Raw genomic sequence first — 1,716 nt, 5'->3', positions numbered from 1 at the left:
CCCTGGTCCTCGGCTGGGCCGTGGGGCGCTCGGGCCGCGCGCGGCTCGGCCTGACGCTGTTCCTCGTCCCGTGCCTGGCCATCGCGGCCCAGGCGTGCTTCGTGGCGCTCCAGCAGCTCGCCGCCGGGAACACCGGCCCGGTCTACATCGACTCGCCGATCGCGATGCACAAGAACTTCATCGGCTGCGTGCTCGCGTTCGCCGCGCTCGTCGCGTACGCGCGCCCGTGGTGGGTCGGCTGGCCGCGCTGGTTCGCGCTCGCCTCGTTCTGGCTGTGCACGCTCGGCGTGCTCGCGGCGCAGGCGCGCCAGGCGCTCGTCGGGCTCGCGATCGGCATCATGCTCATCACGCTGCGCGGCGACCCGGACCGCAAGCGCTCGAAGCTCATCTTGCTCGCCGCGATACCGGCCATCTACTTCGTCGTGCTCGCCGTCCAGGAGCAGCTGACGTCCGGCAACCAGTTCAACTCCGCCAACCAGCGCCTGACCTGGTACGCGGACTCGGTCGACGTGTGGCAGCGCAGCCCGTGGGTCGGCATGGGTCTGCGGTGGTGGACGGCGGGCGTGACCGAGTTCGTGTTCCAGCCGCCCAACGTCGAGCTCGAGGTGCTCACGTCGGCCGGGATCGTCGGTCTCGTCGGGTTCCTCGTCCTCTTCGTCGGCGGAATGGTCGTGCTGTGGCGCATCAACCCACGGTTCGGCACGCTCGCGTTCGCGATGCTCATGATGCGCTTCGTCCAGGGCCAGTTCGACCTGTTCTGGGTCTCCGTGCAGGTCACCGTGCCGTTCGTCATCGTCGGGGTGTGCCTCGGCGCCGAGTCGTACGCCGCGTCGCGCCGGCAGGCGCGCGAGTCGGGGGCCCGTGCGAGCTCGCCGGACGACCTGCGCTCCGTGCAGGAGATGGTCACCCGATGAGGATCGTCCAGATCGCGCCCGTGATCGCCCCCGGCAGCGGCGTGGGCGGGGTGGCCCACCACCTCGAGGAGTCGTTCGCCCGCGCCGGGGTCGCCACGGAGCGGTTCACGCTCGCCGAGGCGCGCGGGGCCTGGCTGCCGGAGCCCGGCGAGGGCCTGCGCGGGCGCGTCGCGCTGCTCGCGCGCGTCGTGTGGTTCTCCACCGTCGGCACGGTGCTGGCCCGCCGCTACCTCGCCGCGCGGCCCGACGCGGTGTCGGTCTGCCACAACGACGTCCTCGCCGGCGACGTCTACGTCAACCACGGCATCCTGCGCGTCGCGATGCGCGCCCGCGGCGGCTACGCGTGGCGCATGGCGCGCAACCCGCTGCACCTGTTCACCGCCGCGCGCGACGCGCTGCGGTACCACGGGCGCTACCACCGCGTCGTCGTCAACCTCACGCGCGCCGAGCGCGACGGGCTCCGGGCCACGTACCCGCGCCTGCGCGTGCCCGCGGTCGTCGTCGGCAACGGCGTCGACGTCGACCGGTTCGCTCCCCCCTCGCCCGAGGAGCGCGCCGCCGCGCGCGCGGCCGCCGGGGTGCCCGACGGCGCCACGCACGTCGTGTTCGTCGGGCACGAGTTCGACCGCAAGGGGCTCGGCCTCCTCCTCGCCGCCGCGGCCGACCTGCCGGACGTCCACGTGAGCGTCGTCGGCGGGACGCCCGACATGCTCGCGCAGGTCCGCGAGCAGGTCGCCCGCCTCGGCACGGCCGACCGGGTGCACCTCGCGGGCCGCGTCCCGGACCCGCTGCCCTGGCTGCA

General features: G+C 74.0%; 1 protein-coding gene and 1 pseudogene. Both read left to right on the top strand.

Annotated elements, in window-relative coordinates:
- Positions 1-914 (top strand): O-antigen ligase family protein (locus JZ5iCDA_RS17185; RefSeq protein ID WP_139123219.1); only part of this gene is annotated, 914 nt, incomplete at its 5' end.
- Positions 911-1,716, top strand: a pseudogene (locus JZ5iCDA_RS17180) (hypothetical protein); the annotation flags it as partial. The gene JZ5iCDA_RS17185 and the pseudogene JZ5iCDA_RS17180, both read left to right, overlap by 4 nt.

Origin of the sequence: Cellulosimicrobium cellulans (assembly GCF_001722485.1) — a bacterium.
In the GTDB taxonomy this organism is placed as follows: Bacteria; Actinomycetota; Actinomycetes; order Actinomycetales; family Cellulomonadaceae; genus Cellulosimicrobium; species Cellulosimicrobium cellulans_A.
Note: the sequence above shows the minus strand (reverse complement) of the source record. Positions and strands in the feature narration are given on the sequence as shown.